Origin of the sequence: Stenomitos frigidus ULC18 (assembly GCF_003003795.1) — a bacterium.
GTDB classification, from domain to species: Bacteria; Cyanobacteriota; Cyanobacteriia; order Leptolyngbyales; family Leptolyngbyaceae; genus Stenomitos; species Stenomitos frigidus_A.
The window spans coordinates 24,612-46,554 of the sequence record NZ_PVWK01000102.1; the positions used below are offsets into that span (position 1 = coordinate 24,612).

Annotated in this window: 21 protein-coding genes; 12 read left to right on the forward strand and 9 right to left on the reverse strand. The window is 50.8% G+C overall.

Annotation, left to right across the window (positions count from 1 at the left end; translation table 11 throughout):
- Positions 1-318 precede the first annotated feature (318 nt).
- Positions 319-3,690, forward strand: a complete 3,372-nt coding sequence (locus tag C7B82_RS19245) for an RNA-binding domain-containing protein (RefSeq protein WP_106257897.1) — start codon at positions 319-321, stop codon at positions 3,688-3,690.
- A gap of 299 nt (positions 3,691-3,989) precedes the next feature.
- Positions 3,990-4,532 carry a hypothetical protein gene (locus tag C7B82_RS19250; protein WP_106257898.1) on the forward strand — a complete coding sequence of 181 codons (543 nt, stop codon included), beginning with the start codon at positions 3,990-3,992 and terminating at the stop codon, positions 4,530-4,532.
- A 150-nt stretch (positions 4,533-4,682) separates the two neighbouring features.
- Here the strand turns inward: C7B82_RS19250 and C7B82_RS19255 are convergent, their stop codons facing one another.
- The 4 genes from C7B82_RS19255 to C7B82_RS19265 all read right to left on the reverse strand — a co-directional run bounded on the left by C7B82_RS19255 (position 4,683) and on the right by C7B82_RS19265 (position 9,439).
- Entirely contained in the window at positions 4,683-7,820 is a 3,138-nt protein-coding gene (locus C7B82_RS19255) for a plasmid replication protein, CyRepA1 family (protein ID WP_181357570.1), read from the reverse strand.
- The gene (locus C7B82_RS31555; RefSeq protein WP_146141200.1) at positions 7,820-8,086 is read right to left on the reverse strand and encodes a hypothetical protein; all 267 of its coding nucleotides are present in this window, start codon (positions 8,084-8,086) and stop codon (positions 7,820-7,822) included. The genes C7B82_RS19255 and C7B82_RS31555 overlap by 1 nt, the downstream gene beginning before the upstream one ends.
- A gap of 524 nt (positions 8,087-8,610) precedes the next feature.
- The gene (locus C7B82_RS19260; protein ID WP_106257900.1) at positions 8,611-9,195 is read right to left on the reverse strand and encodes a Uma2 family endonuclease; all 585 of its coding nucleotides are present in this window, start codon (positions 9,193-9,195) and stop codon (positions 8,611-8,613) included.
- Positions 9,196-9,241: 46 nt separating this feature from the next.
- On the reverse strand, positions 9,242-9,439 hold the full coding sequence (locus C7B82_RS19265; protein ID WP_106257901.1) for a hypothetical protein: 198 nt from the start codon (positions 9,437-9,439) through the stop codon (positions 9,242-9,244).
- 223 nt (positions 9,440-9,662) lie between these two features.
- On the opposite strand from C7B82_RS19265, the gene C7B82_RS19270 reads away from it, so the two are divergent.
- Together C7B82_RS19270 and C7B82_RS19275 are read left to right on the forward strand one after the other, a co-directional pair.
- Positions 9,663-11,414, forward strand: coding sequence for an RNB domain-containing ribonuclease (locus C7B82_RS19270; protein ID WP_106257902.1), 1,752 nt, complete (start codon positions 9,663-9,665; stop codon positions 11,412-11,414).
- A 265-nt stretch (positions 11,415-11,679) separates the two neighbouring features.
- On the forward strand, positions 11,680-12,243 hold the full coding sequence (locus tag C7B82_RS19275; RefSeq protein ID WP_106257903.1) for a hypothetical protein: 564 nt from the start codon (positions 11,680-11,682) through the stop codon (positions 12,241-12,243).
- Here the strand turns inward: C7B82_RS19275 and C7B82_RS19280 are convergent.
- Entirely contained in the window at positions 12,240-12,824 is a 585-nt protein-coding gene (locus C7B82_RS19280) for a hypothetical protein (RefSeq protein WP_106257904.1), read from the reverse strand. The two genes, C7B82_RS19275 and C7B82_RS19280, sit on opposite strands and share 4 nt — an antisense overlap.
- Positions 12,825-12,957: 133 nt before the next feature.
- Between C7B82_RS19280 and C7B82_RS19285 the strand changes: the two genes are divergently transcribed.
- The gene (locus C7B82_RS19285) at positions 12,958-13,437 is read left to right on the forward strand and encodes a plasmid mobilization protein (RefSeq protein ID WP_106257905.1); all 480 of its coding nucleotides are present in this window, start codon (positions 12,958-12,960) and stop codon (positions 13,435-13,437) included.
- A 143-nt stretch (positions 13,438-13,580) separates the two neighbouring features.
- Positions 13,581-14,726 carry a relaxase/mobilization nuclease domain-containing protein gene (locus C7B82_RS19290; protein WP_106257906.1) on the forward strand — a complete coding sequence of 382 codons (1,146 nt, stop codon included), beginning with the start codon at positions 13,581-13,583 and terminating at the stop codon, positions 14,724-14,726.
- 37 nt (positions 14,727-14,763) lie between these two features.
- Here the strand turns inward: C7B82_RS19290 and C7B82_RS19295 are convergent, their stop codons facing one another.
- Genes C7B82_RS19295 through C7B82_RS19310 form a run of 4 tightly spaced genes read right to left on the reverse strand, consistent with a single transcriptional unit; the run spans position 14,764 to position 16,047 of the window.
- On the reverse strand, positions 14,764-15,072 hold the full coding sequence (locus C7B82_RS19295; protein ID WP_106257907.1) for a hypothetical protein: 309 nt from the start codon (positions 15,070-15,072) through the stop codon (positions 14,764-14,766).
- Positions 15,056-15,271, reverse strand: a complete 216-nt coding sequence (locus tag C7B82_RS19300; RefSeq protein ID WP_146141201.1) for a hypothetical protein — start codon at positions 15,269-15,271, stop codon at positions 15,056-15,058. The genes C7B82_RS19295 and C7B82_RS19300 overlap by 17 nt, the downstream gene beginning before the upstream one ends.
- Positions 15,272-15,290: 19 nt before the next feature.
- On the reverse strand, positions 15,291-15,689 hold the full coding sequence (locus C7B82_RS19305) for a hypothetical protein (RefSeq protein ID WP_106257909.1): 399 nt from the start codon (positions 15,687-15,689) through the stop codon (positions 15,291-15,293).
- On the reverse strand, positions 15,664-16,047 hold the full coding sequence (locus tag C7B82_RS19310) for a hypothetical protein (RefSeq protein WP_106257910.1): 384 nt from the start codon (positions 16,045-16,047) through the stop codon (positions 15,664-15,666). The genes C7B82_RS19305 and C7B82_RS19310 overlap by 26 nt, the downstream gene beginning before the upstream one ends.
- A gap of 218 nt (positions 16,048-16,265) precedes the next feature.
- Between C7B82_RS19310 and C7B82_RS19315 the strand changes: the two genes are divergently transcribed.
- The 6 genes from C7B82_RS19315 to C7B82_RS31560 all read left to right on the forward strand — a co-directional run bounded on the left by C7B82_RS19315 (position 16,266) and on the right by C7B82_RS31560 (position 21,886).
- Positions 16,266-17,141 carry a hypothetical protein gene (locus C7B82_RS19315; RefSeq protein ID WP_106257911.1) on the forward strand — a complete coding sequence of 292 codons (876 nt, stop codon included), beginning with the start codon at positions 16,266-16,268 and terminating at the stop codon, positions 17,139-17,141.
- 90 nt (positions 17,142-17,231) lie between these two features.
- Positions 17,232-18,194, forward strand: coding sequence for a hypothetical protein (locus C7B82_RS19320; protein WP_106257912.1), 963 nt, complete (start codon positions 17,232-17,234; stop codon positions 18,192-18,194).
- Positions 18,195-18,262: 68 nt separating this feature from the next.
- On the forward strand, positions 18,263-18,805 hold the full coding sequence (locus tag C7B82_RS19325; protein ID WP_106257913.1) for a hypothetical protein: 543 nt from the start codon (positions 18,263-18,265) through the stop codon (positions 18,803-18,805).
- A gap of 12 nt (positions 18,806-18,817) precedes the next feature.
- Positions 18,818-19,069 (forward strand): hypothetical protein, encoded by a 252-nt coding sequence (locus C7B82_RS19330; RefSeq protein WP_106257914.1) that lies wholly within the window; start codon positions 18,818-18,820, stop codon positions 19,067-19,069.
- A 30-nt stretch (positions 19,070-19,099) separates the two neighbouring features.
- A complete protein-coding gene (locus C7B82_RS19335; RefSeq protein WP_146141202.1) occupies positions 19,100-21,493 on the forward strand; it encodes an ATP-binding protein in 2,394 nt (797 codons plus the stop codon).
- 117 nt (positions 21,494-21,610) lie between these two features.
- A complete protein-coding gene (locus tag C7B82_RS31560) occupies positions 21,611-21,886 on the forward strand; it encodes a hypothetical protein (protein ID WP_146141203.1) in 276 nt (91 codons plus the stop codon).
- Positions 21,887-21,943 lie beyond the last annotated feature (57 nt).

Consider the following 21,943-nt stretch of genomic DNA (forward strand, 5'->3'; position numbering starts at 1 on the left):
GGTGACGGTTTCTTGCTCTACTTGGCGCTCTTCGCCAGTCGCTTTGGCTCAACCTCTATTAGCTTCAGCAAGGCGATTCAGTTACAGTTTAGTGAGAGCTGCCTTCACAGCGACGCATCCCCGCTGGGCTACGCCGAAACATAGCGCACGCCTAAGTAAAGTGCTGGCGCATGTTGGCACTAAAACTGACAGTCGCATCACAGCTGTTCCAGGGCTGGGGAATAGCTGTTGTCGAGCTTCATGTTAATACCAATTAATCGCTACACTGAATCCAGTCAACTTTGGCTTTAGAGATAGTCTAAAACTTGTAAGCAAACAATGCCTGACTCTAGGGAAGTTTTTGAGCATCCTATAGAACACTGGGATTTTCTGACAGCCTCAGACGATACAGAGTTTGAAGGTCAATGTTTGGATCGCAAAGAAGCTGGGCGAGTTAGGCAGAATGACTGCATTAGCTCCAAAGAACTAGATGCCGTCCTGGAAAAAATAACTACTTGTATCTCTGCATTTGCTAACACAAATAAATCAGGTAGCTTGCTAGTTATTGGGATCTCTTCACAGGGTGAAGTAAAAGGAATTAGCCACTTGTCAGATACTCAAAGAAGTAGACTGACAGCGTTTAACTCACTATTGCTTGATCAAGCGGCTCAGGCGAAATTTTTTGAATGTACCAACGACTTTGGTAAGAAAGATCTCATCTGTCTAGTCTACGTCCCTTACACGTCACGGCGAATTTGTCAGACTGTGGGTAATCATCCTCGTGCCTGGGTGAGGCAAGGTTCGCAAAATATCTGTCTCAACCAAGCACAACTTGAGCAATTGCAGCGAGATAAACGAGTTGTAGACTACGAGCAAGCAGATTGCTGCCCTTATGATTCTAGAGATTTAGACCGAGCAGCTTTTCAAGAATTTTGTAAGGCGTTTTTATCAGATGCTTCTTATGATGACTACAGTGATGAAAAGATCCTCTACGACGTAGGTGCAATAAATAGGGACGGTGTAGAATATACCTTCACAAATGCAGGTTTACTATTTTTTGCATTAAATCCTCAAAGAGTTCTGCCTGCCTCTTTTATTCGTCTAGTTAGATTTGAAACCGATGTAGAAAACATTGATAATCGAGGCTTGCCAACATTTGACAGAAAATTCACAGGATCAATTACAAAGCAAATTCGTGATGTAAGAACTTTTTTTAGAGAATCAGGATTCTTCAAGCTTTACCAAAAAAGAAAAGCCGGGGGGGGCTTTATTGAAGAGCCAGAATATCCTTTTGATGCCATTGATGAAGCAATCGTTAATGCGGTAGCTCACCGTGAATATGCAATTGGATTGCCTATTGAATGCGAATCTTATAGGAATGCCTTTGTTGTCCGTAATTCAGGACGACTTCAGCAAAGAGATAGGGATGTTCCCGAACAGTTTTCTCTTGAGACTACACGGTTAATTCCATCTCCACGTAATCCGAAACTTATAGAATGGCTAAAAATGATGCGTGATGAGCGCGGTGCTGAGTTTGTTAGAGCGCTCAGTGAAGGCACCAGGCGTATGCGCGACGAGATGAAATCTCTAGGTTTGCCAGCGCCCATCTATAGGGTAAGCGAATCTCAGACAACAGTTGTTTTATTCAATAATTCTCAAGAAAGAGAATCTGCTCTTCGATTATTTGCTACATCCGAATCGACCGAATTTTCCAATTTGTTCCCTTTGACTTTTGTATCTGAGAGCAACGAAATTTTTAGTGCTGATGAAGTGTCTAATCACTATAGAGAGATTATGGCTGGCTTAAGAGACGCTCTTGCAAATCACGATTGGTATATAGATAGTTTTAAATTCAGTAAATTAATAGCTCATAGACAGGGAATACACATTCCTTTATCTTCCTCGGTCAATGAGTTAGTTAGATTTTATCCTGCCTATACGTTTCAATTACGCCAGTACTTAGGAAATTATTATTTATGCGTTGACTATACGTTGGAAGTGAAAAATATTAGAACAGCTAAAGATTCTCTAGCCTATTTCTCTCCAGATGAACTAATTGGTAGATCAGCAGTTGTTAGATGGGATGGGTGGGAGCGCGGAAAAATCATTTCTGTTGATCATGAATGGACTGGCGTATACCTATTTGATTTTAAGCAAGAAATTCAGATTGCCAGTAACAAGGTTATTCCAAATTTATCGAGAGCAAAAATTGAACGTTTACTCAAGCAGCACAAAATTAGATTTGATTTAGCTAGAGCAATAAAGGAGCATAGCTTGTCATTAGAGCCAAATTCTTCAAGAATTCGTGCTGAGAAAACTCAAACAACGGCTACAGATCTCGCTCAGGAAATATTTCCATTGAAGGTTAATGGATATTGGTGCCACCTGAAGCCTGAGACGACTCCTTTACACAGGCAAAGCGATTCTTTAAGTGGTTTGCAAGTCCGTAGTGTGCCAGAACCAGATGTTGAATTTAGCCATCATCGTGAATCTAAAGATATTCGTGATGGTATTACGAAGTTTGGAGCTTATAGCAATGTTGAAAAAATCATTGAAATTATTCCTATTTGTGTATCAGACTTACGTAGTAATATGGCTGCTCTCATTGAGCGCCTGAAAACAGGAAAGTATAAATACCGTGGTTCAGAACGTACCTTTAAAACACGATTTCATTATTCTTCTATTATTACACCTACATCAGCTGAAGACACTTTAACTGAATGTAGAAGGCTGCTTCAAGAGCATCCGAAATGGATTGGAGACCAAAGTCTTGAGCGGATATTTCTTGTTAGTGTTCCTAAGGGAAGTTACTCAATTGATGATGAGGGATCTCCCTACTATATCGTTAAAAAATTCTTGCTTGAGAACGGTATTCCCTGTCAGATGATTGACACACCTACGCTTATCAATCCCGACTGGAAAGATCTGAACCTATCATTAAATATAGTTTCAAAATGTGGCGTTACCCCCTGGGTCTTACCAGGAGCAATACCTGATGCTGATTTTTTCATTGGTCTTTCGTACACACAGAGTACTCGTGGCAATTTTGAGCGTTTAATGGGATATGCAAATGTTTTTGATCAATACGGTAAATGGCAGTTTTATTCTGGAAATATAGATACTTTTCCTTATAGCGAAAAGATTAGATCTTTTAGTTTATTAATAGAGCAAACTTTAACTAGACTTCCATTATCTGAAACCCCAAGCATCTATTTTCATTATTCTGCAAAATTCTCGCGTGAAGACAGGGCAGCAATTCTCGAAGCGGCTCGACGGATTAGACCACAAGGAAAGTACTCATTTGTTTGGATAAATTCACATCACAATGTAAGACTTTATGATGGGCGTTCTGAGACTGATGGAAGTTTAAGTCGAGGCAGTTATGTCATTACCTCTCCTAATCAAATCTATCTTTCAACAACAGGGTACAATTCCTACCGTAAAGCTCTCGGAACACCCGTTATGCTTGAGATAAACGTAAGAGTAGAGTATTCAAAGGGAACACCCAACTCTCCTCCAGATTTAAGAGCAGTAGCTGCACAAATTCTGAGCTTAACTAAACTTAATTGGGGTTCTACTGATTCATTATGTGGTGAACCAATCACAACTAAATATGCAGGAGACATTGCTTATTTGACATCTGCCTTTATGAGACAGGGTAATACTTTCCATTTGCACTCTGTTTTAGAGAGAACACCCTGGTTTATTTGATTTAGCCACCATAATCCACCTTTAAATTCAATCGTCAGCTTTAAGTTCTAAAAAGCAGGCATAGTGAAGCCAAGAACACTTAAAGGGTCAATGCAGCATCGTCAAGGGTTGATAGCTCGTGCGTCAAGGCAAGGCGTTTCTCTCTCTAGGTCGGTACTACTGACACAAAGGCGTTAATGCAGCAGCAGATGTAGTTTTAGTCGGTGTTCACCATACTTTAGCCCAATCTGTCCAGCTTTTCTAACTGACTAAGGGCACTCTATGGAAGATGACCTACTCTCTGATGGCACGGGGTCGCTATGGAACCAATACTCCTATTTTTAGACATTGATGGCGTGTTAAGCGTCTCTGATACCGCTATCGTAGACCAGGAGATGCCTTTAGATGGGTCGCTTGTCTATCCATTGCCGGGAGCCAGAGCCTTTCTTCAAGCGATCAACCGCTCTCCTTGGATTCAACCGCTTTGGCTCTCTTCTTGGGGAGAGCGCTCTTACTGTTGGAACGATTGGGCTGCTACAGAGCATTGGATCCATGCTCATCCACTGCCATGCACACAGCGTCAATTGGCACAGACCCAATTTCAAGCTCAGAATCCCGAAGCAAAATATCTCTCTGTGCGTTGGCATAGCCGCCATTGGAATCATGCGATTGTCTGGATTGAAGACGGTTTCACGCAAGAAAGTAAAATTTGGGCAGACCAAAACCCCAAAGTGCGGCTAATCGATACTGATCCTCTCTTTAAGCGTCACCTGAGAGACGCGAAGAGAGGTCTGCGTCAGTGGAATATTGCTTTGATTTGCAGTACGCTCGGAATTGAGGAGAGTATTGCGGTCTCGCTCTAAGCCGTCGTTGTAATCGCTCAACCAGCAACACTCATCAAGATCACAGGAGATCGACACGACTACAGCGATTACCAAAGCAGCACAAGCCACCCCACGTTAGTAGAGCGATGCCTATTAGTAGTAAAAAGCAGTGGGTATCGCTAACTCTAGCTACCCAATGACACCCAGATGCCTCAAAACGTACTCTGGAATCGCCCGTCGCAGACTTGCCAAGACTTCTGGATCGTCGCCTGCCTGCAACACCAGGTTTTGCACATCTGCCAAAACTGCTGGCAGCAACCATGCAACCACATCTTCAGGCGGATCACCCACGTCTTTAACCAACTCAAAAACAACAGGTGATCCAACTACGTCCCCCTCGACCAATTTGGCTTGCAGACGTTGCCGCTTCGCCTCCCGACGCTCTAGTACCGCTGACAGCTTGCCCCAATGCTCGGTATCGAGCGTGTAGGTCCGCAGCTTTTGCCCTTCATAGCCAACAAACGAGCGTGACCAACACATCGTGAGCTTAATCCCTAATTGGGAGAGTAGCTGATGGATGACCTGGGTATCGCTCATACTCTCCCGGATGGTGAAGTGGAGCGCCACCTTGACTTGGGCGGCTAACGCCCTGGCGCGATCGGCATAGGGTTTGAGATCGTACCGGCACCACTGCCAGCCGTCACGCAGCCTTGCCAGGAGCTTGTCAATGCCAATTTCGACGAGCAACCAACGTCGGAGGGGAGCATGGGCGATGTCCCACGGACAAAATCCCTGGTTCCACGTTGCCTGCTTCTCTAGCGCTCTAGCGGTACGGTCAAACGCAACAGTCGGAAACAGCAACGCCTCCAGTCCGAGTAATTCGCCCCGTCTGCGTCCGTTGCTGTCCCAAAGGCAGTCATCGACGGTCAGCGTCTCTAAGTCGTAGAAGTCCAGTAAGTGCCACTTAGCGATCGCTAAATGTTCTTCAGGACTCAGGCTTTCTTTTTGTTCCAGTGCCACGACTTCTGTATAGGTCAGGGTTTCCGTGGTCACCAGTGCCTCCGCCTCTAACAGTTGCAGCTCGGCTCTGGTTTGAGCAAGCAAGGCTCTGAGCGCCGGGTCACTGCCTCTGTCCTCGATCGTCAGTGTATTGCCCTCAAAGCGCAGGCGTGTCAGCAACGCCTCCCGTAAGCAACGCATGGAGTAGTTCTGTGCCGCTGCCAGCTGACAGTACAGCCCTAAATGGGGATCAGAGCGCCAATCGATCGCGTCCACGCCTGCCAGAATGTCTTCTTTGAGACTGGAACGCAGCAGTTGGATCGTGGCGGTCGTTTGTGACTGGAGGTGGGAGCGGACTTCTAAGGGGTTGACCGAGAGACTCACCTTCGCATAGTTGGAACCAGTTTTGGCACACCACACGACTCGCTCTACAGGTTCCCGTACCCGACTAAGGGACTGGCTCATATCGGCATCCGTGGCACTCACGCCCGTAAAGATGCCATAGACCGCTGCAATCACACCCCGGCATTCGATCGACACACCTGTAGCGACAGACGGGGAGCAAAGGATGAGGTCATAGTCGCCCCGTTCCAGCACTGTGTCCGGCGTTTGCAGAAACTCACGCTCACACTCGCCCCCTGTGGTCTCGCTATTTAACAGTAAGACCCGCTTTTTGGGCTGCTGCTGCGTGATGAGTCGATGTAAGGCTTTGCTGGTGGCTTTGCTGTCAGTTGCCACAAACAAGACTTTTCCGGGCGGCAACTGAGCGATCTCCCCTAGCAATGCACCGGTAATGGCGGTGCGGTCTGGTGCTGCTAGCAAGCGGCAAGCGTAGGGTGCTGGCTCAAAGTCGTTTTTGACCAGAAAAACAGGCGCATTGTCCCCACGCAACGACTGCAAATAGTGCAGGGTCGCGTTATCTAAGTCCGCATCGGCAAGGAGTACCCGTTTGGCGTTTTTGACCAGCGCTCGGAACCGTGCCAGTAGCGCCGGACGTTTCCCGTCACGGGCACAGGTCGAGCTGGTCAGCAAATGCCGGACGAGCTGCACGGCTTCATCCAGCACCAGGTCGCCCCCAGCAAACTGGTTGGGGTCGAGACTCAGCAAGCCATCGACACAAGAGCCGATTCGTAAGGTGTAGCCGGAGGCATGGATATATTGCCCCTTTAATTTATCCAAATCGCCCCGGTAGTAGAGTCCCGTGCGGGTACAGAGGTTGCGTCCTAAAGCAATGCGGTGGGTCAGTGACAGGACGCGCTCTTGGTGGGCTAAGAGAGCGGCAATGAGTTTAGTTTTCCCCGTCCCTTTGGGTGAACACAGGGCAATCATGCCCTCAGAAGGCAGTTGAGCGGGGTCTAGCTGGGCTAAATCGCCCAAGTTGACCCGCAGGTTGATGGGGACGGTGAGTTGCCGTTCGAGCCGTTGCAGGATTTGCCATTGGTTGAAGGGGAGAGCGTTCGCAGCAGCGGCTTCCCAGGCGGTAGCACCTGCGTTGACGATCAGGTCATCCAGTCCTTTCCCTTGCTGGCTGTGCCAACGAGCGATCGCTACGTCACAACCCTTAGCAGCTAACAAGGACCCGAAGCGTGCCTGAGCGATCGTGACCTGCCGCCGCGTCTTCTCGGTGTCGTCTTCGTCAAAGGCAAGGATGATAGGACGACCAGAGACGGCAAACCGAGCGAGGTCAGGAATCAGTGTGGGAGCGATCGGCTGACCCAAGACATCTTTAGTGCGATACCCGCCGTTGCAGCCGTAGAGCGCAATGGTCACAAAACCTTGACTGAAACCCGCCAAACCCTTTTTACCGCCTTCGGTCACGGTGAGCGGGATTTCGGGGTGTTGCTCAAACCAAGTCCAGAAGTCACCGTCCAAGGGGACGTAGATACCGTAGCGCTCCGCAAGGCGTTGCCGGATGTCCGGTGGCACAGGTGGCAGATACGCTTTCGCCCCGTTGCCCACGGGCGTTTCGTATTTCTGTGCTTTGCCTTTTGCGTCTGCCCGTGGCTGACTCAGTTTGGCTTGCCAGGTGGAGCCATCCTCGTTTAAGAAGAGCGCGGCGTACAGCGTCTCTCGTGCCTGATAGCCAAAGCGGGTCACATGCCAGTTGAGTGCTTCGTGGATCGGGTAGGCAACGTCCCCACCCGCAAAGGTTTCGGTATCGCTGACAAGGGCGATCGCTGCTTGGAAAAGTTCTGGAGCGATCGCGCTGCCATGAGTGCACTCGGACTCAAGCTGCTGGCGGAAAGCACTGAAGTCGACAATCGTGATCGCCGCCGAGCGAGGGGTGCTCGCAGGGCGTGCAAAGCCTAGGAGTTGGGAGGGTGTCATCAGGCGGCACCTCCCATAGGCTTGACTCCGTGCCATCGTCGATCAGGCGCTGCTGTCCGCACTAACGTGTCCAGTGTCCAGCGACACTGCCACCAGCGGTAGGGCGATCGCACCCGGTTCCGGGTGTCACTGTAAGTTTTTACAGTGACACGGTTTGGGTGGAAGGCTGCGAGCGTGGGAGCAGGCTGCGGCGATCCCCAAAAGACGCGCCGCTGACAGTGGCTACCGCGCCGCTGGTAGCAACTCTTTGGACAAACTTTATACATGACTAACACCCTTGCTGTGTGTGGTTTGAGCAGGAGAAAGCCATGCAGCAGCTAGGGGTCAAAATCGCAAAAAGTTGCATCTTTCGCGAACTTGCCCCTAAAATAAGACATGAAAAGCCGTGCTACATGGCAACCGCCTTGTAACTGGTTTCCCCGGTCGGTCTCTAACAACGTTGCCGCCAAGCTAAGGAGTTAGAGCCGTAACCTATTCAAAATTAGCTATCCTTAAAAGCCCCTTCTGATTTGCGGTCAGGTGGGGTTTTTAATTGGTTGCTTGATTCGTTAGTCCGTCCTCCTGCTTTTACAAACGTGGAAACTTGTGGTCTCATCTGCGTGCAGCGCTAGTACAGACGCTTTCTTCAGAGAGCTTACCTGATCTAACCTCAGATCGCGCTCTTCGCCGCATTTTTTGTTGAGATGAGGCAGCCGTCTGCAACCTGTCTCTCCGTGGAAAGCGTTGATCGTCTCATCCTCGCAGTAGCGGTTCACAGATTGCACCATACGTGTGGTCAGCGGTAGCAGCGTCAAAAGTTAGTTGGCTCTATGGCTTGGCGAAACGCTTTGATTGCCGCCAGTTTTGACGGCATCGTCATGCATTGACAGAGCAGCGTTAGATCAATGCCTGGCAAGGCTTCGCTTGCCTCCACCTGGACGTAGTGCTCGCCTTGCAGGCAATGCAAGGTAAACTTGCCCTTTTTCCAAAACCAGACTTCTGGTACGCCCATGCGCTTGTATTTCCGAAGCTTTTTAGTGCTACCACTGGAAATAATGATCTCAATACAGAGATCAGGGCGATCTTTATCGGTGCCCAGGCAGTAAGACAGATCTGATTGATACTCAGTGATGCCCTCGACGATTTGAGAATAGCTGCCGCTAGGGAAGAACTCAAGCTCCATCGTTTCAAAATAAGCACCGAGCAGTAGAGCCAGAGTACTCGCGATCGCTTCATGCGGTTTTGAGATCCCCAAGATTTCCAGCTCTCCCTCACAGTAAGTCAACCGCACGTTGGGAATGTGCTCAAAGCTGTGTTGTATCGCTTTGAACTGCGCCCATGTCACGCCTGTTTGCACAAAGATTTGTTTTGGCTGCTCTAGAACTTGTGTAGTCATGGCGATCGCCTTCTTTGCTTTGATGCTGGTGCCAGCGATGAGCTAGCTAATTTTGCTCTGGCGGATTATAACCATTTTGTTTAGCCATATCTTCAAGCATTTTCTCAATGAAGTTTGAGAGGGAACGCTTTTCAGCACCTGCCTGCTTTTCTAGAAAGTCTCGCAGTTCGAGATCGCACACAAAAGTGATTCGCTCCCGTTTGGTAGGCACGTCTGGAAGAAAGGATGAGTTAGTTACATCCATCGTATCGCCTGTGTCGAACTTCCTTGATCTTACCCGAAAAAGTTCAGAACTTAATTGACACAGTTCCGAACTAAATCTAGCATCATGCGTAGGCAGTGGGTAAGAGCCAGTTGCTTCCCATGCCTTCGACCGAAGAACTCGCTTTAGCCTCAGATGTGCAGCCTCAAAAGACTGGTTTTATAATTTCATCTCTTGCCAAAAGACACGATGGGGCACCAAAAGCATGGAAACAGTCACAGGCTTTACGATCGACGATGCCTCATCACAAGACTTAGATGATGCGATTTGGGTCGAAGCAGAAGGGGCGCAGACGCGGCTACAGGTGCATATTGCCGATGTGTCACGGGTAATTGAAAAGGGAGCTTTCCTTGACCAGCAAGCACTCAAGCGGGGTGAAACGCTGTACCTGCCGCAGTCGATTAAACCCATGTTCCCCCAGAGTGTTGAGGCATCACTAAGCCTCCTACCCTTTGTCGAGCGTCCAGTCGTGACGGTCACCATGTTGCTTGATGCGGTCGGAGAACTGCTTAACGTTGAAATAGCTGAAAATAGCCTCGTCAGTCAGGAAAAGTTCAGCTACGAGGCAGTGGCAGGGATACTGAGTGGTGCACCTCATCACCTCCAGCCACAGTTAAAGCTGCTAGAGCAAGTGACACAGGCACTCATGCACCAGCGACAGCAGCAGGGAGCCATCTACGGGCGTACCTTTGGTAGCGTTTATGTGGATGAAGAGGGGCGGCTCATCACACAGTCAGTCAAAGCGCAACCGATCATCGCTGAACTCATGATCTTAACCAATCGGGTTGTGTCCCAGTACATGCACGACCAGCAGCAGCCTTGGATCTACCGCACCCACAATTACAGAGATTTGAGTGCACTGCCCGCAGCGCGACAACGGTTCATCCGATCACTGGAGGCGATGAACGATGATGAACAACTACAACGGGCACTAGCGAATCACTATGATCGTGCCGCCTATAGTGCTGTTCCCGGTCGTCATGTGGGCTTGGGCTTGGATGCGTATACGCACTTTACCTCACCGATTCGCCGCTATGTGGATGTCGTCAATCATCGGCTGCTCAAAGCTGCGATCGCGGGTAGTCCGGCTCCCTATACCCAGGTTGAACTGGAAACTATTGCTGACAGTCTGACCGCACGGCAACGAGCCATTCGAGACAAGAAAAATGAGCACCATCGAGCACTGCGGCATCAGGACAGAGACAAGCTAATGGCAACTGGCAAGCTTGATCAGCTAGAGGCACTGGCACCCGCTGAGTTTACGCGTGTACTCAAAACAGCCGTGAGCCAGCAGCAAATGGCAGCACTAGAGTCTGTCATCTTGCAGCGCTTAGAAGCTGAAACATTACAACCGCTAGATTTCTACCAAGTGTTAATAGCACTGCCAACCACTGCCGAGAACATTCAGTTTAAGCTGCAACTGTGGCAGGCGATCGCTGCTAAACCGCTTACGCTCCAGGTGATCAACCTATGCCGCGATAACTGGAAACCAGGCACAAAGGTTGAGTTCCGTGAACAAGGAGAAATGAACGCCTGGGCATCGCTCTGCGTTGTGACCAGTGAAGGGCTAGAGCAGTGCCCACCGCTCTGGTCAGTGGCACAGTCAAAAGCGACTGCACGGGTACAGTCCGCCCACCAGTGGCTAGAGTCCTGGCTGTGGGAAGAACTTACAACGCCTGAGCAAGCTCAGATGCCAGCGCCAGAACCAGCAGCACCCCACGCTCAAACGCCGAAGCAAAACAGACTTGATTCAGAAGCTAAAACAGATTACATCACCACCATCAATCTCTATGCTCAGAAGCATGGAGAGCCTCAAGCAGAGTACGAGTTTGAAACAGTGAGCAGCACTCATTTTAAGTGCAAATGCTATTTCCTTGAACTGGTCGGCGAGGGTGAAGGGAGTAATAAGAAAACAGCTAAGAGTGCTGCCGCAGGACATCTCTGGAAGCAGCTTTAAGGTCAGGGCAACGGCATCCGAAGGATGAGCCACAGCGTATAAGAGGCGCTAGTTATAAGCGAAACAGCACTGCTGCCTGATGTCACTGTAAAAGACTTGCACTCAGGTTTGGAATCAAGAAAGCATGATCGAGAATATCGGTTTCAGGCAAGGCGTGGCTAGAAGCTGAGTCCAAACTGAGCGAGCACCGATCGCGTTCCTTTTTACAGGCAGAGGGTCACTCTAGAGGTGAAAGCCATGACGCGCCAAAGCGCTCTAGTCCACCATGACTTTTCTAGAGCCACCAGACCATAAGGACGCAGTTGCTGCCGATCAGCTGACGCGGGCGGCCTATGCGCTTGCCGACTTTTTTAACGGTATCGTGATGGACGAGCACTACAACCGCGTGCCATGTCCATCACTTTTGCCGGACCATTACTCCGACCACTTTCGACTACAGCCAGAGCCAACGTTCATTGGTGACGTAGAGCTTTGCCCGTATGCTGCCGAGCCAGCAGACGCACAGGGGCGCGTTCAACTGAACGTCTTTGCCAATGCTGCACGCTCTGGTCCCGTGCCAATTTCCCTCAAGCAGATTCGAGCCTGGTACACGCTGGCGAAAGCGTTGCATCGTCCTGAAGGCTATTTGGCTCGGATTGCCGCACTCGGTCAGCTTTTTAAGCAGCAGTATGGTGAGGCTCAGCCGGACATGATACAGCCGTTCACTGGATGGACTGCCGAAGATGTTGAGCACTGGCTATGGGATTTGGCTGTGCAGGAGCAACGGTCATTGAGCGCGGACTCAACACCAACCACTGATCCTGCCAAACAAATGGATTTATTCGGTTAGGTTGGGGTCTGCATTCTTCCCAGGCTTGGGGTCGCTAGAGGCAACATCGCTTTTGGTCGTTGTGGGTTTGCTTCTACAAGCGTTTCTGGTTTAGTTTGAGCGACGGTTTGCGTCTCAGCCTCATTTTTGCCGTTCCTTGTACTGGGTCTGTCTGCTAGGCTCCGGTCAACGGCACTCGTTGTGGCAGTCACAGTGCTTACAGTGGGAGCCATTGGCACTGTTTTTAGCGTTTGTTCGGTCGTTTCCACCACCGGATCAGTTTTAGCGGTGACAGCATCATCACCAGCTCTGAGATATTGCCGCAACGTCACCAGCGAGATCTGAATATCGATCGTCTTTAGCAACTCCGCCACATCTTGCTGTGTATAGCCCTGCTGTAAGGCGAGGAGAATCTTCGGGCGCATTTTTTCAATCGCTTGCTGAAGCGTGAGGCACTTCGGTTTTTTTGCCATCTCAGTCAGAGCCACGAGCGCCTTGTTTGTCTGCTCTTCTGAAACGTATTGTTTGCGCTTTGCCACAACGACACCCTTACCGCTGACATCATTCCCTAAGATGCCCTTCAGGCGGTCTGAATGCGTCACGTGCCTTCATAGAAGTTTGACTTCTCTTTGGGCATCCTAGCTTACGGAGTGCACTGCTCACTTTGGTGTCAGCCCTGTAACTTTCTTTGGCGAGTTGTGCCTTCGGGGTCTATGAACAAGATGAAAAACGGCTATGGAAGATGAAAGACTGCGGCAATTGCAGCAATTATTGCAGCCAGAATTGGCAGCGATCGCGGCTATGGGTGTGCAAACGGGGGAGAAGCGCACCGAGTATATTCGTGTTTATCTCACCCCTTCAGAGAAGGCAAAGCTGGATGAAAGCTGTGAGGGTATTGGCACCTCAAAGTTCATCCGCTCGCTGCTCTTGCGCTTGCGTCCGCTTGTCCGTCGCCGGCCTGTGCCTCAAGTGAACCGCGATGTTTACGTTGAGCTTTTGCGCGTTGGTCGCAACATCAATCAGCAGACACGGGCACTGCATGAAGCGCTGCAACGAACGCAAAGTTTGCCCGCTCTCGATGTGCGGATCGTCCAAGACTACCAGAGTCAACTAGAGGCATTAGCGCTGCTACTGCACCAAACCCGCAAAGCGCTTTTGCCCCTCGATCACGAGGAAGCGGATGCGATCAGCGATCGCAAAACGAATGAAAATTGAGGCCCAAAGCAATGAAGACGGAGCCACAAACCCGCAAAGCGCTTTTGCCCCTCGATCACGATGAAGCGGATGCGATCAGCGATCGCAAAACGGATGAAAATTGAGGCTCAAAGCAATGAAGATGAAGCCATGAGTGAGGCAACATGATTGGTAAAGTGAGGCAAAACGACTCCTTTCGCGCTACAGCGGGGTATGTGCTAGGCAAGCCTGGGGCACGGATCATTGGTGGCAATATGGTGGGTTCTAGCCTGGATGAATTAGCCGCAGAGTTCTGTTTGTCCCGCGACCTCAAGCCGATGCTAAAGCGTCCCGTGGGCCACCTTATGCTGTCGCTGCCGCACCATGAATCGTTGTTAGATGAGCCACTGGTAGACCTGGGCGATCGTTATCTTCAGGGGATGGGCTTTGACTTGGATGAGCACCAATATGTGATGGTACGCCACATCGATCGACAACATGAACATGTCCATATCATTGCCAGTCGGATTAATGTCCTTTCAGGCTTAGTGGCGGATGACTCCTTTGAGCGGTATCGCTCACAAGCGGTGGTGCGCGGTCTGGAACGTGACTTTAATTTGACTCCAGTGTTGAGTAGCTGGGAAGTCGGACGGCGATCGCCCACCAGAGGTCAGCGAGAGACATTGACAAAAACTGGTGTCGAAGCGGTGCAAACCAGGCTGCAAAACTTGATCGAAAAGAGTGCTCAACGTGATGCTCCTGTGATGCAGTTTTTACAAGCAATGTCTGAAGCAGGAGTTGATTTGGCAGTCTATAGTGATGCTCAGACGAACGAAATCGCGGGTATCAGCTACAGCCTGGACGGTGTCAACATGAGTGGGAGTGATCTGGGGAACCGCTATACTTTCCCTGGTTTGCAACGCACCTTTAACCTGCAATATGAGCCAGAGCGAGACAACGCACAGATCCAAAACTTCTTTGCTCAGACGGACAGAGTGAACGCGATCGCGATGGCTTTGCTTGATACAGCACGGCTGTTACATCGCTATCACCTCAACTTATTAGACGGTAAACAGTACCGTCTGACCATCCGCAATCAACCTCAAAGAGAACTCGTTTTACAGCGTAAACGGCAGGCTTCAGAGGGCGTAGAGGTTGAGAAAATAGCCTCAATTATGCTTGAAAAGCCACTACGGGCGATCGGGTATAGCTTAAGTCAATCCGATGTGGAGCATTTTGAGCAGCAACAAGAGCCATTGAAACGACTGCTGGCGTTGTCCGATCAAGGTAAGCTTCAAATCAATAAGATTGTGGAAGCGATGCAGTTATAGCACTTGTACCTGATCTTTGGCAGACGATGCCACTGTCTTAAGCGGTTTGTTGCGTCCAGCCGCCTCGGACAGACCGAATCGCCTTAGTATCGATCCGATCGGCGAGAGCATCCACCCGCTCATCGAAATCAGCCGCTGCCTCTGTCATCATGCCTTCCCAGAGCAGCGCATGGACTTCAGTGCCGGAGCGCTGGTGGATTTGCACCACTTCAGTTTTGAACCCTAGTGCTTGAGCCACCGTCACCAGTTCGGGCAAGCTCACTAGCGCCAAGTTGACCGAGAGATATTGCTCTCCTTGCCTGGGAATGGTTGGGATCGTTTTGATGCCTTCAAGTGTTGCTGCCATCATTTGTTATCTCCGCTTTGAACCAACAGATAAATTTATATTCGCCCTGCTTGGTCGGCTTTTTAGTGACTTGGGTGACATTGATCACTTCTGTCAAATCACCTGCGATCGCCTCACACATTGACTGGGCTGTATGAAGGTTTGGTGCCCAAACATCTGCCTCCCACGACTCGCTAAGTTTTTCAGGGTCAGTTAACACGCGAACACCCACCTCGGTTTTAATCTTTTTCGCTTAGAAAAACTCGAAGCTCTTTCCTTAGAAGCGCTTGAACCCGTCGTGCTTTCGCCTCCGCATTGGCTTGAATGATGTATTTCCCAGCATCGCGCACTCCAGAAATGGCAGCCGCTTGAGGATTTCGCAGGGCTGACATGATCTGGCTGACCGCATCAGCGAGTGGAGAGCCAATGAGTTTGGCACATTCTTCTTTGAGGTCAGTCCAGTCCTCGCGGGAAAATTCTTCCCCAGCCTTCGCCCGCTCCAGCATGGCGATCGCCCGGTCAACTAAAGCTACTTCGTCAGGGTCATCGGCGATGTGCTGTAGTCCGAATTGTGGATGTGTGAGGAATACGAATGCCAGTTCATGCAGGTTGTTAAGTTTCTCCAGTACCGATGTCATCGCTTTTCTCCTTTAAATCAGTTTTTGGGGGGTTGGCTGTGACTTCACAGCCAAAGTTTGTACCTTGTTCCTCTAGTAGTGCGAGTGGCGGTTGTTCTCTTGCCCACGCAAAATCCTCGTCTTTGTAAGGCGGATCGCGTGAGACAAGGAGGATATAGGCTGCTTCCCAGGAAAGCTCGTATTTTCGGGCAAAATACCCAACACGCTTGACGTATAGCGGTTTGAAGCGGACAAAATGACCGCTAATAATTTCTCCCACTTTTGCTCTAAGGGCGACCCCCCGCAGATTGCACACGACTTTCATCCAATCTGCGTCGTCGTCAGGTAAGTCAACGTTTCCTGTGTTGATTCTTGGCACGTCGGAGGGGCTGTACGGCTCACACTTCAGAAGAATTTTACTTTTAATTACCTGTAGTTATCTGCCTTTGTTAACGAAAGATAACCAATACGCCATTTTTAATTACCTGTATGTTGTCTGTAATTAAAAATATGTTATTTTTCTTGTAAGCGAACTTCCTGGTAGCCCCCATGCAACGCCAGAAGCGATCGCAAAACTTTGCATGGAGACGAATAAAAATGCCCAAACCCCTTATCAGCAATGACTTTGACCCAATCGCCCCAGCTTTGAGAGTCGTTCCAGGAAATTTGCGCGAAATTCCCGCAAACGTTGCGCGAAATTCCCGCAACGCATCCGCGAAATGGGGCAGCCCTAAATCGTCTCGTGAGATCGCTGAAATGCTGGTGCCCAACCCTGAGACTGCTAACAGCGTCGAAAACTTTCGGCGCAACGTCGCTAATTGGTATCCCGTGATCCGGCAGGCTTATTGCTGGATGCCTGAGCAAGAACTCAGAATTGGCTCTGGTAAAGGGACTCGCTATACACCCTTCTGCTGTGAACAGATGGAAGCCTTGATGAATGCAACCGCTCAAGGTAGCTACGGGGATTGGATTGCCTCTGTCCACCAGGATCATGCGGAGGACTATGCAACGTATCAGGCTCAAGCTGTCCAAGCGGCTGAGCCTGTCCAAACGCCTGTGCAGCCAGCGATAACGGCTCTTGATGGTGAACTGATTGACACTGTATCCACTGTTCCGGCATCCACTATTCCGGCTAGTCAATTAGTGACCTTTAATGAAACCTCTTATCGGGTTGGCGGTTCGCTTGTGAATGTCAACGTTGGCGCACTCAACATCACTGTGCAAGCGGCTGATGCGTCTCCGATTCAGGCACAGACGCAGTTTTACGAGGATTTAGCTGCTCAAGCTGCTTCGGTCTTGAATCAAGGCTTTACCGCTGAGGCTCAAGCTGAGTATGTCGAGGCGAAGGCTCAGGTTGGCAACGCGATCGCAGGCATGAAGGCGAATGCTCTACTCAATCTTGTCCGGCAGCAGCAAACCGAACCAGCGCCGGGAAAGCCATCCGAAAGCGAAAACTCTGGCTCTGTGTCGTAGCGGTTGCTGCCCTTATGACAGTTCTTGCCTCTCAACGCCTGACTGTCACTGTCAAACTTGCCAGTCCTCCACCCTCTATCGGAGTCCCCCATGAGTGAATTTCTGCAATTTCTCATCCCGGATCGTGATTATGGTTACTTGTTCCCTCATAGCCGCTCTGTTGCCGCCTTTGGAGCCATGAGCGAGTACCACATTACGAAGCATCGCCCTCACTTAACCGAAAGAGTCCACTTTATCAAAAGTGCTGGCAATGGTGCCGATCACGTCATGCGCGTTTTTTATACCTTCAGCGGTTTGTTGCTCCTATCTGATCTGGTCGGATCGGCTCAAGCCGTGCAACTCAAACAAGCGCTACTTGACCATGCCCAACGTCAAGCACAGGCACCGGGAGCGCTAGTGCCCGCTCATGGTAGCGGGATGAGCTATACACAGCCACAAGTCCAGCCTACTGGACATTACGACTCGACCTACGCACAACCTGGACAGTCTCAGCAATGGGGACAGCCTGCGATCCACCAGCCGGGACAGCTTGTGCCCAACGCCCACGGTTATTTGCCCGTGCAACAACCCTATGGACAGCCACAGCCTTATGGACAGTCTGGACAGACTGATCCAGCACACCAGGTGGCAGCAGCCTTAGCACCGTATGTCGATCGCAGCGTTGATCGTACTGTCTCTCGGCATCTGGGCGCGGTTCAAAGCCAGCAAGAGCAAGCATTACAGCTAGTAGACGGCGTAGCAAACACCATGCTCAGAGTCCAAGAGCAAACGGCTACCCACATCTCACGGGCATACGAGCAAGCGGCCGGCAATCCCAACGTAGAGCGATCGACACCGGATGTCTTGCTGTTGCAGCAGCGATCACGGTCAGGGTGGTGGCAAGAAAATGATCCCTGGTTCGCCCTGCTAGTCGGTGTCAGCCTTGCCACGGTGATCGGCGTGGGCACCTGGCTCATTGCCAGCACTGTGCTGCGTGGAGGGCAGTCACAGCCAAACTCACAGCCCGTCAGACTGGCACCTGCATACCCGTCTTCTGCCATACCGCTTAATTAGTTTCAATTAGCTTCATCAGTCTTTTTGCACAAATTAACCACAAACTCATCACAACCTACAAGGTCACAATGCCAGAACTCATCAGATACTCGAAACAGCCCGATACGACGGTCACAAACATTGTTCCGCACGATCGCGAGTCCGTCACACCCGAACTTTCAGCCCTGGAGTTTGAAACCCAGCTTGAGGGGGTCAAGCGCCAGCAGCGTGGGGTCAAATTGGCGATCGCCCAAGCCGAACTTGCCAAAGACCGACACGTCTTACGCGCCAAGCTGATTGAAGTGGGCACGGCTGAAATTGGGGTGGAGCTTGCCAGACAAGCCTTCCACACGCAAGCGTACAAACTGATTGAAGCCCGTGCTACAGCTGCGATCGCGCAGGATAACGCTGGCGCAAAAGTCAAAGAGTGGGCATTTAACCAGGACGGGATTCGCAACAGGCTGGAAGCGCTGGATCTGGGCATCAAGCAGTCCCAGGCAGAGCTAGAGGTGAAAAACAGTGCCTTCAGCTTCAAAGGTCTGTCAGGCTTGGCAGCAAAGGTAACAAACGCCGTCAGCGCAGCCGTGACGACTGACTCCAGCACCAGTCGTTCACGCAAGCAAGCCAGTTAAGGAGGTCTAAACATGCCACGACTCGCGTATGCCGCAGCCAGTCTACTCAGCGCCAACCTCCTGGCTGAAGCCATCCGTGCGCTCTGGCGTTCAGGTGTGCTGCCACCGTTTAACCTTCTCCTGCTGGTGCTAGTTGTCCTGGGCATGGTTGCTCTGGTCTGGTTTGCCACGCTGGAGGCTTCACCCCGTTGGTATGAGTACGAACGGGAAGCCAAAGTCTGTGCCATCGCAGGTTTAGTCGGTGCTTTGTTGGTTTTTGTTTGAGTCTGATAGACAAAACAGGAGGTCTAAACGATGGTCGCCCCTTCCCCCTTCCAGCTACGTCCATCTTGTCACGATCGCCAACCTGCCCATCTCGCAGCGACACCGCATCTCCTAACAGGCATTGCTTGCTTGAGCCTGTTCAGCTTTGCTATGACTGGAAACAGCGGTGTGAGTGGCTCTCGTTGGTTCTGGAATGGCGTGAAGCTGCTGGGAGCAGGGGCAGCGATCGAAGCTGCTATCCTCTATCGAAAAAAGGAACGTGAGGAGGCTTTCACCCTGGAGAGCCAGCATATTTCCCATGTGACGGGTGATCTCCGCTATGGCTATGAGACGCAGCTAGACGCGCAACGTTACCACTATGAGCAAACCATGCAACAACTCGTGGCACAGTCTCAAGCGGATGTGCAGGCGTTGCGGCAGCAGTTAGAACAAGCTGAGTTACGCAAGCTACAGGCAGTTGAAACCGAGCGCGAACGGCTGTCGCTGGAGTGGCAGCGATTGCAGCGTGAACTGGAAAGAGTGCAGTCGGAACGTGCCCTACTCGACCAATGGCATGAGCAGCAGCAGGTTGCTTTGGCTGAGTGGGAAGTGTCGCTCACGGAGAAGGAGCAGACCTTTGAAGCGGCTCTAGAAGCCCAAATCCAGGAGGCTCAAGACCACTACGATGCGAAACACGCTGAATTAGAGTCCCGGCATGAAAAGCTACTGGCAGCGATCGAAGCTGAAATGCAGGAGCAAAAGACCTTCTATACCGAGCTTGTGGGCGAAGCGCTCAGTGAAGCGCACAAGCTCAAGAAGCCTGATCTGCCTGCGGGTGGCTCACCCTATGAACTGCTGGCGCGGGATGCCATCCGCACGTTGTATGAATATGGCGTGATTGTGAAGCAACCCGTCGTCAAACCGCTGACCAAGAGCCGTTTTGAACTGAGTTTTGCCATTCTGCCGATCGAGCCAGCCCCCACAACTGGTAATAACAAGGCGACGAAAGTCCATTTTGTCCGTAATCTCGCTGAGGCGTACAAGCTCATCGAGCGCGACCTTCTAAAGCCCTTGAGAGCCGCTGTCCCTGGTTGCAATAGCGATCCAAGTGTGGAACCGATCAGCGTCCCGTTTGCAGGCGTGAAGCTGACCTTTGATGTCTCTGGCATCGACTGGGTGGAGCATGAAAAACTGGAGAGAGCCAACCCTGCCTTACTCCTCAAAGAGCCGTCACCAGAACACTTTCAGACGTTTATCCAACGGGCATCACACATTGGTTTGTTTGGCGGGACACGGGTCGGTAAAACAGTGGCGATGAACAACATCATTGCCGTCCAGCAGCAACTTCTGGGCGGCGATGCCAAGCTCATTGTCGGGGATGCCAAGCTCTCAGTCGAAATCCGCGCACTGCGACCGGCTTACTTGGGTGCTGAAGAATGTCTACTCATGCTCCGAGATGCCTCGGACGAGGTACAGAAGCGGATTGACTTGCGGGCTGAGGATTATCGCCAGAATCGTCCTCTGCGGCTGTTTGATGCCGATAAACGCATTTATTTGTTAGATGAAATCAATGAGGTCATTTCACGCTTTAACAACCCGCTAGACCCCAAAGACATCGAGTTTCTGGACGCGCACGAAATGCCCAAACGCTTTGCCGTCAGCATCTACCTGCTGCGAATCTGGCGGATGGGAGCGGAGTTAGGACTGTTGAGCCTGATTGCGGGACAGAACCTCATGGCAAACGTCCTCAAGATGAACATCGTCGATCTGGAGAACCTCGGCATTCTCTTTGTCGGGGGTGCGATCAGCGTCGGCATTGGCTATCGCTGTAAAGGCACTGAGAAAACAGCGATGGAGCAGGAGTTTCAGCAGCGACGTGCCCTCCGTGAACAGTTCCCCGACGATCCAGCGTTCAAATACTACGCCATGTTTGCTCTTGCCAATGAAAAACCCTATATGGCAAAGATGCCTGGGGTGGGCGAGTATGCTGTGACGCTGGATGCGGACGGGCAGAAGGCACAGGAAGCCTTTAACGCAGCGATCGAGACAGCAAGGGGTTTAAGTGATGCTGAGGAAGAGTCGGTAGCGGATGAGTCGGTAGCGGGGAGTGGGTCCGATCGTGTGCTGGAGCAATTGGAAAGCCTTTACAACCTGCCCGCGATCGCGCCGGAGAATCTGCATACTAATGCCCCAGATTTCGACGCGCTCACACCGGAAGCCGTTGAGTTTCTGGCGTATCTGGAGGGCAAAGAGTGGCTGGATGTCTTTCAGGGAGTCCGTCATTATCGCCGCTATTGGGGTGAGCGCAATGGCTTCAATGCTGAGGCATTTCTGCAATTCCTGACGGCGATTAATCTGGCTGGCTTTGGTGCCTTTGATGATGACGCAACCAAATGGCGATCGCGCCACTATCCGCAATTGCCTGACGAAAGCCACTTTGAGTGACGACACGCTGACGACTGACGACTGACGCTGGTTTGAAGCGGTCAGTGCTGACCACTGTAAAAGTTTGGCAGTCAGAGGCGTTGAGAGTCGTCAACAGACCACAGGGACGGTTGAGCAATGGAACCAAGCGTTTCGTCAGTCGTCATTCCTGGCTCTGCCAGTACGTCACCCCCAAAAACGGTAGGGATTAGCTTTTTACAGAAGCCAATGGCGATCGCCTTCTTTAGTCACAAGCCTTACAGCGAGACCGATCAGCTCATGTCTAGTAGAAAATGCCTCGACTGCACAGGCTTTGCCATTGAGAGACTGGTTAACGGCTGTCTTCACAGCGAAGCACCACGGCAAAAGAAGCCAAAGGGGTTCTCTAGATGTAAGGGACTAGCAAACAAATAAGGTACCGATTAGGTTGGGGCAATTGAAATATCCCATTTAGGTAAGCTTTCAGAACGC

Bases quoted from the DNA above. Each gene is read 5' to 3' on its own strand.
- C7B82_RS19245 (WP_106257897.1), top strand. From the start codon at position 319: ATGCCTGACTCTAGGGAAGTTTTTGAGCATCCTATAGAACACTGGGAT.
- C7B82_RS19250 (WP_106257898.1), top strand. From the start codon at position 3,990: ATGGAACCAATACTCCTATTTTTAGACATTGATGGCGTGTTAAGCGTC.
- C7B82_RS19255 (WP_181357570.1), bottom strand. From the start codon at position 7,820: ATGACACCCTCCCAACTCCTAGGCTTTGCACGCCCTGCGAGCACCCCT.
- C7B82_RS31555 (WP_146141200.1), bottom strand. From the start codon at position 8,086: ATGTATAAAGTTTGTCCAAAGAGTTGCTACCAGCGGCGCGGTAGCCAC.
- C7B82_RS19260 (WP_106257900.1), bottom strand. From the start codon at position 9,195: ATGACTACACAAGTTCTAGAGCAGCCAAAACAAATCTTTGTGCAAACA.
- C7B82_RS19265 (WP_106257901.1), bottom strand. From the start codon at position 9,439: ATGGATGTAACTAACTCATCCTTTCTTCCAGACGTGCCTACCAAACGG.
- C7B82_RS19270 (WP_106257902.1), top strand. From the start codon at position 9,663: ATGGAAACAGTCACAGGCTTTACGATCGACGATGCCTCATCACAAGAC.
- C7B82_RS19275 (WP_106257903.1), top strand. From the start codon at position 11,680: ATGACTTTTCTAGAGCCACCAGACCATAAGGACGCAGTTGCTGCCGAT.
- C7B82_RS19285 (WP_106257905.1), top strand. From the start codon at position 12,958: ATGGAAGATGAAAGACTGCGGCAATTGCAGCAATTATTGCAGCCAGAA.
- C7B82_RS19290 (WP_106257906.1), top strand. From the start codon at position 13,581: ATGATTGGTAAAGTGAGGCAAAACGACTCCTTTCGCGCTACAGCGGGG.
- C7B82_RS19295 (WP_106257907.1), bottom strand. From the start codon at position 15,072: ATGGCAGCAACACTTGAAGGCATCAAAACGATCCCAACCATTCCCAGG.
- C7B82_RS19305 (WP_106257909.1), bottom strand. From the start codon at position 15,689: ATGACATCGGTACTGGAGAAACTTAACAACCTGCATGAACTGGCATTC.
- C7B82_RS19315 (WP_106257911.1), top strand. From the start codon at position 16,266: ATGCCCAAACCCCTTATCAGCAATGACTTTGACCCAATCGCCCCAGCT.
- C7B82_RS19320 (WP_106257912.1), top strand. From the start codon at position 17,232: ATGAGTGAATTTCTGCAATTTCTCATCCCGGATCGTGATTATGGTTAC.
- C7B82_RS19325 (WP_106257913.1), top strand. From the start codon at position 18,263: ATGCCAGAACTCATCAGATACTCGAAACAGCCCGATACGACGGTCACA.
- C7B82_RS19330 (WP_106257914.1), top strand. From the start codon at position 18,818: ATGCCACGACTCGCGTATGCCGCAGCCAGTCTACTCAGCGCCAACCTC.
- C7B82_RS19335 (WP_146141202.1), top strand. From the start codon at position 19,100: ATGGTCGCCCCTTCCCCCTTCCAGCTACGTCCATCTTGTCACGATCGC.
- C7B82_RS31560 (WP_146141203.1), top strand. From the start codon at position 21,611: ATGGAACCAAGCGTTTCGTCAGTCGTCATTCCTGGCTCTGCCAGTACG.